6 protein-coding genes and 9 tRNA genes (1 of these 15 only partly in view) are annotated in these 7,500 nt (G+C 47.5%); all 15 read right to left on the bottom strand.

Annotated features, from left to right (window positions below; genetic code table 11):
- A tRNA-Tyr gene (locus AB432_RS00075) sits at positions 1 to 12 on the bottom strand; it reaches 73 nt to the left of the window's first position.
- A gap of 47 nt (positions 13 to 59) precedes the next feature.
- Positions 60 to 135: transfer RNA gene (locus AB432_RS00070), tRNA-Thr, on the bottom strand.
- 14 nt (positions 136 to 149) lie between these two features.
- Positions 150 to 225 (bottom strand) — tRNA-Phe (locus tag AB432_RS00065).
- 35 nt (positions 226 to 260) lie between these two features.
- Positions 261 to 337: transfer RNA gene (locus AB432_RS00060), tRNA-Asp, on the bottom strand.
- A gap of 25 nt (positions 338 to 362) precedes the next feature.
- Positions 363 to 438, bottom strand: a tRNA-Val gene (locus tag AB432_RS00055).
- A 33-nt stretch (positions 439 to 471) separates the two neighbouring features.
- Positions 472 to 545 (bottom strand) — tRNA-Glu (locus AB432_RS00050).
- Positions 546 to 552: 7 nt separating this feature from the next.
- Positions 553 to 628, bottom strand: a tRNA-Asn gene (locus tag AB432_RS00045).
- A gap of 16 nt (positions 629 to 644) precedes the next feature.
- A tRNA-Ala gene (locus AB432_RS00040) sits at positions 645 to 720 on the bottom strand.
- Between the two features lie 44 nt (positions 721 to 764).
- Positions 765 to 841, bottom strand: a tRNA-Ile gene (locus AB432_RS00035).
- A 220-nt stretch (positions 842 to 1,061) separates the two neighbouring features.
- A complete protein-coding gene (gene gyrB, locus AB432_RS00030; protein WP_048035488.1) occupies positions 1,062 to 2,987 on the bottom strand; it encodes a DNA topoisomerase (ATP-hydrolyzing) subunit B in 1,926 nt (641 codons plus the stop codon).
- Positions 2,987 to 3,274: an extracellular matrix regulator RemB gene (remB, locus tag AB432_RS00025; RefSeq protein WP_007720118.1), complete on the bottom strand. Its 288-nt coding sequence runs from the start codon at positions 3,272 to 3,274 to the stop codon at positions 2,987 to 2,989. Before remB ends, gyrB begins: the two co-directional genes overlap by 1 nt.
- A gap of 11 nt (positions 3,275 to 3,285) precedes the next feature.
- Positions 3,286 to 4,404 carry a DNA replication/repair protein RecF gene (gene recF / locus AB432_RS00020; protein ID WP_012683787.1) on the bottom strand — a complete coding sequence of 373 codons (1,119 nt, stop codon included), beginning with the start codon at positions 4,402 to 4,404 and terminating at the stop codon, positions 3,286 to 3,288.
- 16 nt (positions 4,405 to 4,420) lie between these two features.
- Entirely contained in the window at positions 4,421 to 4,636 is a 216-nt protein-coding gene (gene yaaA / locus AB432_RS00015) for a S4 domain-containing protein YaaA (protein WP_012683786.1), read from the bottom strand.
- 32 nt (positions 4,637 to 4,668) lie between these two features.
- Positions 4,669 to 5,808 (bottom strand): DNA polymerase III subunit beta, encoded by a 1,140-nt coding sequence (gene dnaN / locus AB432_RS00010; protein WP_048035487.1) that lies wholly within the window; start codon positions 5,806 to 5,808, stop codon positions 4,669 to 4,671.
- A gap of 207 nt (positions 5,809 to 6,015) precedes the next feature.
- On the bottom strand, positions 6,016 to 7,401 hold the full coding sequence (gene dnaA / locus AB432_RS00005; protein WP_085965027.1) for a chromosomal replication initiator protein DnaA: 1,386 nt from the start codon (positions 7,399 to 7,401) through the stop codon (positions 6,016 to 6,018).
- Positions 7,402 to 7,500 lie beyond the last annotated feature (99 nt).

Below are 7,500 nucleotides of genomic sequence, written 5' to 3'. Positions count from 1 at the left end.
CACTATCTCCCCAAGCTTGTCCTTCAAAAGCAAACCTTATTCAACTTTCAAAGAAAAAGTGGTGCCGGCAATAGGACTTGAACCCACAACCCCCTGATTACAAGTCAGGTGCTCTACCAATTGAGCTATACCGGCGTGTTTTGTATAAATGGTGGCTCGGGACGGAATCGAACCGCCGACACGAGGATTTTCAGTCCTCTGCTCTACCGACTGAGCTACCGAGCCTCAAGCGTAATTGTTTCGCCATCGCTTGAGAAAAATGGCGGAGCTGACGGGACTCGAACCCGCGACCTCCGGTGTGACAGACCGGCGTGAACTCCAACTTCACCACAGCTCCATGTAAAACATTCAGTTGTTAAAAGTGGTGGAGGCTGACGGGATCGAACCGCCGACCCTCTGCTTGTAAGGCAGATGCTCTCCCAGCTGAGCTAAGCCTCCAGGACCCCTACGATCGCAGGGTGTTTTGCTAGGTGACCCGTAGGGGATTCGAACCCCTGTATGACAGCGTGAAAGGCTGCTGTGTTAAACCGCTTCACCAACGGGCCGTTTCAATGGCTCCTCGGGACGGACTCGAACCGCCGACCGATCGGTTAACAGCCGATTGCTCTACCAACTGAGCTACCGAGGAATAACATATTTTAGAATGGTGGAGCTGAACGGGATCGAACCGATGACCTCCTGCTTGCAAGGCAGGCGCTCTCCCAACTGAGCTACAGCCCCATTCTAGCGCTTTCATGACTCAGTTGTCACATCAGCTATGTAAGTGGTGGGCCTAGGCTGACTCGAACAGCCGACCTCACGCTTATCAGGCGTGCGCTCTAACCAACTGAGCTATAGGCCCGTGATTACTTCCGGAACTTTAATCTATCACACTTTCAAATTCATTGCAATAGAAAATTTGATTTTTTTTATTGCGTGGGTGAACTTTTTTGTAAAATTCGAGTTTAACAAAAGCACAATCTATTATAAGTCATGTTCATTGTATATTTCAAATGTGTTTTCAGAATTTCATTAAGAAAAAGCTTGCCCGGTAGAGGACAAGCTTTTTCTTCGTTCCAAATTTAAATATCAAGATCGCGTACGTTTGCCGCGTATTGTTCAATAAACTCCCTGCGAGGCTCTACTTCGTCACCCATCAGTGTCTCAAACACCATATCGGCATCCATAGCATCCTCGAGATCAACCTGAAGCAACGTACGGACTTCTGGGTCCATCGTAGTCTCCCACAATTGATCCGCGTTCATCTCACCTAGTCCTTTATAGCGTTGGACGTTAGGTTTCGGTTGAGCCTTCAAGGTAGCGAGCACCTCATCACGCTGCTTGTCGGTATAAGCATAATGCAACGTCTTCCCTTGCTTGATGCTGTAGAGAGGCGGCTGCGCAATATAAATATACCCCGCTTCAATCAACTGTTTCATGTAACGGAAGAAGAACGTCAGCAGAAGCGTACGAATATGTGATCCGTCGACGTCGGCGTCCGTCATAATGACGACTTTGTGGTAGCGTGCTTTTGAAATATCAAAGTCTTCACCAACACCTGTTCCCAAAGCCGTAATAATGGCACGGATCTCGTTGTTGCCGAGAATTTTGTCCAGACGTGCTTTTTCTACGTTCAATACCTTCCCGCGAAGAGGAAGAATAGCTTGGAAATGACGATCGCGTCCCATCTTCGCAGAACCGCCCGCAGAGTCACCCTCTACAATGAACAGTTCAGATTCAGATGCGTCCTTGGAAGAGCAGTCCGCCAGTTTACCCGGCAAAGCACTTACTTCCAGCGCGCTCTTGCGGCGAGTCATTTCACGTGCTTTACGAGCTGCCTCACGGGCACGAGATGCCATGAGCGCTTTTTCCACAACTTTTTTGGCTACACCCGGGTTTTCTTCCATGAAGGTGTTAAAACGGTCACCGAAGACAGACTCGGTAATGCTACGCGCTTCCGAGTTGCCCAGCTTCGTTTTTGTTTGTCCTTCAAACTGAGGCTCTTGAATTTTTACGGAGATAATCGCGGTAATGCCTTCACGCACATCGTCCCCGGAAAGATTCGGATCCTTTTCCTTCAGGAAGTTAAACTTGCGGCTGTAGTCGTTGATAACACGTGTAAGAGCCGTTTTAAATCCGGTTTCGTGAGTACCACCCTCATGCGTGTTGATGTTATTGGCAAAAGAGTAAATGTTGCTCACATAGCTGTCGTTGTACTGAAGGGCAACCTCCACGACAAGACCTTCTTTTTCCCCTTCGCAATAAATCACATCATCATGCAGGGCTTCCCGGTTTTTATTCAAGTGTTCTACGAACTGGATGATACCGCCCTCGTAGTAGAAGGACTCTTCCTTCTGCTGATCTGGACGTGTATCTTTGAGCGTGATACGCAATCCTTTGTTCAGGAACGCCAGCTCGCGAATACGTTTTTGCAAAATATCGTACTCAAATACGGTTGTTTCGGTAAAAATAGTCGGGTCGGGCTTGAAGGTTACTTTTGTTCCCGTTTCATCGGTCTCGCCTACGACAGCAAGATCGGCATTCGGTGCGCCTACAGTAAAGCGCATGTAGTATACCTGATTATTTTGTTTAACCTCGACTTCCATCCATTCGGATAGCGCGTTCACTACCGAGCTACCTACCCCATGAAGACCGCCGGACACTTTGTATCCGCCGCCGCCGAATTTACCACCGGCGTGCAATACAGTCAAAACGGTTTCAACTGTGGATTTCCCGGTCTTTTCATGAATGCCAGTCGGGATTCCTCGACCGTTATCGGTTACAGATACGGAGTTGTCTGGATGAATGACCACCAAGATCTCGTCGCAATAACCGGCCAGCGCCTCGTCAATGGCATTGTCGACAATCTCCCATACCAGGTGATGCAAACCTCGGCTGCTGGTCGACCCGATGTACATGCCGGGACGTTTCCGAACTGCCTCTAACCCTTCCAGTACCTGAATCTGACTCGCATCGTAGTTTGTATCTTTCGTCGTCACTTGATCCACTACTCTGTCAACTCCTCCACTTCAGCTTGTACAAAGGGAAACTGATCCAAGCTGTCCACGAACTGAGCGCGTCGCTTCAGCGTCAGAGAAGAAATAGGTGAACAGTAAATGGCGTTCTGGGTGATTACATAAGACTTCGTTTCTTCCTCACTATGATCAACAACTGTCTTACTTTTTTCAAGCAAGAACGCTTTATTGATTTTTGAGGATTTCACAGTCTGATGATCGAGAATGGAAATGACTTCCTTCGTGCTCACCACAGTATCTCCACCAATGTGAATAAACATCCCTGTACCCCCTACCTTTCTCCGGAGATTTTCCCTTCCCTCACGTAAAAACGAGAGGCTTGCTGGAGAACCTGATGCTTTAAGCCTTCCACACCTGTGGTACTTACAAACGTCTGCACTCGATCCTGAATGGTTTCGAGCAGCAATGTTTGCCGATGTTCATCCAACTCTGACAAGACATCATCCAACAACAGAACGGGGTATTCTCCCACTTCTTCTTTAATCAGCTCAATTTCGGCTAATTTAATGGACAGCGCACTGGTGCGTTGCTGTCCCTGGGAACCATACGTTTGCACATCCATGTTGTTCACTTTAAGTGAAAAATCATCACGGTGTGGCCCAATTAGGGTGCTCCCCCGCATGATTTCCCGGTCGCGAACCTCTTCGTAGGCAGCAAGCATTTTATCTACAGCCTGATCTATCGTCATCTCTTCTGTAACGGGAGATGAGTTAACGTAATGCAAAGAAAGTCTTTCCCTGCCATCGGTAATGCCGGTGTGGATTTCCTGTGCCCACGTCTCCAGCTTCCGAATGAACTCAAAACGCTTACGTAACAATTTTACCGCTAAATCGGCTAATTGGGTATTCCAAATTGCCAGCATTTCCAGCGAGTTACTTTTTTTCATGGCCAAATCCTTTAAAAGCTGATTTCGCTGGGCCAGCACTTTGTTGTAATTGCTCAAATAATAAAGATACGTAGGTGAAACCTGACCGATTTCCATATCGATGAAGCGTCTGCGCTGGGCAGGTGCGCCTTTGACAATGGAAAGATCCTCGGGTGCAAACATGACGACATTCAATGCCCCCACATAAGCGCTCAGCTTCTGCTGTTCCATTCCGTTGATTTTGGCCCGCTTTCCCTTGGTTGTCAACTGCAGCTCTAAACGAACAGAACCGTAGCGACGAAGAACATCGCTACGGATCGTGGCATAATCGGCATCCCAGGAAATAAGCTCCTTGTCGCGGGGCGTTCGGTGGGATTTGGCGAGTGCCAAAACATAGATCGATTCGAGAGCATTCGTTTTCCCTTGAGCGTTGTTGCCAATAAACAACTGGATGGGACCGTCAAACGACAGAGACATCGTTTCGTAGTTGCGATAATTGGTTAGCGACAGGTTCTTGAGAAACAAGAATCACGCTCTCCTCTCAGGGGCGTACCACTTGATAGCGACCATAGCCTTCAATCGCCACTTCATCGCCAGGATATAGCTTGCGTCCACGTCTGTTGTCCAGCTCTCCATTGATCTGGATCGGAACCTCAGCCAAAAAAGCTTTGGCCATTCCCCCCGTGTCAATAATTTCAGCCAGCTTCAAAAATTGGCCGAGAGCAATATAGTCTGTGCTAATGGAAACCTCACGCATGGCTTGGCTCCTTTCTTTTACGTAAAAACAAATTAGTACGTACGAACCGGTAAAATCAAATGGAGCATCCAGTCATGATCGGTCGGACGAATCACAAATGGACTCATCGGGCCGCTAAAGCTCGCTTTGATTTCCGCGCTATCGATTGCTCGCAGCGCATCGATCATGTATTTGGCGTTGAAGGAGATTTTCAATTCTTCGCCATTCATTGCTTTTGGCATCAAAATGTCCGTTACTTTCCCGATCTCCGGTGCATTGGACGTAATTTCGACGGTTCCATCAGGCATCGTAACGAGCTTGACTACGTTCGATTTGCCTTCGCGGCTGAGCAGAGAAGCACGCTCGATGGATTGCAAAAACTCCTTGGTGCTAACGGTGATCTCCGTTTTGCTTCCTTGTGGAATAATTCTGGTCGTGTCCGGATAGGTTCCTTCCAAGAGACGGGAATAGAACAGGATATGCTTGGACTTCACCAAAATTTGATTGTCCGCAACAACGATATCCGCGAGGTTTTGGTCGTCATCTAATATTTTTACCAATTCATTGCAGCTTTTACCCGGAACAACCACGTTATGGAAAGAAAGATCCTCTGGGCATTCGACCATTGCGGTACGGCTAGCCAAGCGATGGCTGTCGGTTGCTACAAAACGCAATTTGCCTTGATCAAGCGACCACATCAAACCTGTCAAGATCGGACGCATTTCGGAAGTGGAAACACCAAAAACAGTCTGGCGAATCATTGCCTTCAGTAAATCACAGGGAACACTGAAGACTTTATCTTCTTCCAGATGCGGCAGTTGTGGATATTCGTTGGCATCCATTCCGTTAATGGTGAACTCAGCTTGTCCGGAACGAATTTTGGTTACGAGACGATCATCAACTTGAATGTCAATTTCATTGCTTGGCAGCTTGCGTACGATTTCGCTGAAAATACGTGCAGTTAATACAATGCTACCAGGTTGATGTACGGTTACTCCCCATTCTCCGGCTTCTTCTAGCGGGATTTGAACTTCAATAGACACATCAGAATCGCTTGCTGTCAGTGTCAAACCTTCATCGTCGGTTTTGATTTTAATCCCGGTCAAAATTGGAATCGTAGTTCTGCTAGAAACTGCTTTGCTAACATGCGATACGGCATTCGACAGCTTTTCACGCTGAACGGTAATATGCATCGACGTGAGCCTCCCTCTCCGGCGCCATTATTTTTGTTTGGAATCTGCATAATGGCTGCGCCTTTATCATAACTTATTAGGATAAATCTTTTTAACAGAAGTAGTAATAGGGCCTGTGGATTTGTGGATATGTGGGTCCATTACGTAAAAGAGAGCCTATACACATGTGGGTAAGTTGTGTATAGGCTTTTTGCGTTATGCACAGGTTTAATGGTTTGCTTTTAACTTTTCAATGAGCGACTGAATGGTTGTTTGCATATGAGGGTCATTTGCCAGCGCACGAGAGATTTTCTCATGGGCATGGATGACTGTCGTATGGTCACGGCCGCCAAATTCATCACCGATCTTCGGCAAGGAGGCATCCGTCAGCTCTCTGGATAGATACATCGCAATCTGACGTGGGAAAGCGACGGTTTTTGTCCGTTTTTTCGCCTTGAAATCCTCTAGTTTCAGGCTGAACGCTTCTCCGACCGTTCGTTGGATGTCCATAATAGTAATCACGCGTGGGCGGGAGGAAGGAATGATGTCTTTCAGTGCTTCCGCTGCCAACTGCGTGTCGATATCGCGATTAATCAAGGAGGAGTAAGCAACGACACGAATCAGTGCGCCTTCCAGCTCGCGGATGTTGCTGTCGATCTGGTTGGCGATGTACGCCATTACCTCATTAGGGATATCGAGATTTTCTGCTTTCGCCTTTTTGCGCAAAATCGCAATCCGCGTTTCGAGGTCTGGCGGCTGAATATCAGTAATCAGTCCCCATTCGAAGCGTGAGCGGAGGCGATCCTCCAGTGTCGGGATCTCCTTAGGAGGTCGATCGGAGGAGATGATGATTTGTTTGCTTTCCTCATGCAAGGCATTGAACGTATGGAAAAACTCTTCTTGTGTCGATTCCTTGCCTGCCAAAAACTGAATGTCATCAATTAAAAGAACGTCAACACTCCGGTATTTATTGCGGAATTCGACGGCTTTGTTGTCACGAATAGAGTTGATGAATTCATTGGTGAATTTCTCAGACGACAAATAGACCACTTTCGCCGATGGGTTGTGTTGAATGACATAATGGCCAATTGCATGCATTAAGTGGGTTTTGCCAAGTCCGACTCCTCCGTAAATGAAGAGGGGATTGTAAGCTTTTGCAGGAGCTTCAGCAACCGCAAGCGATGCGGCGTGAGCGAATCGATTCCCTGAGCCGATGACAAAGGTGTCAAAGGTGTATTTGGGATTTAAGATACTGGGTGGCTGGTCGTCCGCGACTGTTGGCGGTTCGCTCATTTTCACCCGTGGGGCAGGTTGTTCGTCCGCAAAAGCCGCATCAGGATTTTGCATCGCGACGAACTTTACTTTCATATTGATACCCGTCACTTCATATAGTGTATCGGTAATCAGTTGTGCGTACCTGGTTTCTAGCCAATCACGAGCAAAGTCGTTTGGTGCGACGACGATCAGTGCATCCTCTTCTAATGTAGTTGCCTTTGTCGCCTTCAGCCAGGTATCAAAACTGGGTTTGCTTAGCGATTTTTCTATCTTGGCGAGTACTTTGCGCCATAGTTCGCTAATCGCTGCATCCAACCAGAATCCCTCCCTCTGGACCATCCGAAAAATTGATGAAACACCGATCCATAATGATCGAGAAAAAGTGCAAAAACCTGCTATGTTGTGACTCAATTGTCAACACAGCCTTTTGGAGCGACT

The sequence above is a fragment of the Brevibacillus brevis genome (assembly GCF_001039275.2).
Classification (GTDB): Bacteria; Bacillota; Bacilli; order Brevibacillales; family Brevibacillaceae; genus Brevibacillus; species Brevibacillus brevis_C.
This window is presented reverse-complemented; position numbering and strand designations above follow the sequence as displayed.

Excerpts from the sequence above, each read along its gene's own strand:
- remB (WP_007720118.1), bottom strand. The coding sequence starts at position 3,274 with ATGTTTATTCACATTGGTGGAGATACTGTGGTGAGCACGAAGGAAGTC.
- yaaA (WP_012683786.1), bottom strand. The coding sequence starts at position 4,636 with ATGCGTGAGGTTTCCATTAGCACAGACTATATTGCTCTCGGCCAATTT.
- dnaN (WP_048035487.1), bottom strand. The coding sequence starts at position 5,808 with ATGCATATTACCGTTCAGCGTGAAAAGCTGTCGAATGCCGTATCGCAT.
- dnaA (WP_085965027.1), bottom strand. The coding sequence starts at position 7,401 with ATGGTCCAGAGGGAGGGATTCTGGTTGGATGCAGCGATTAGCGAACTA.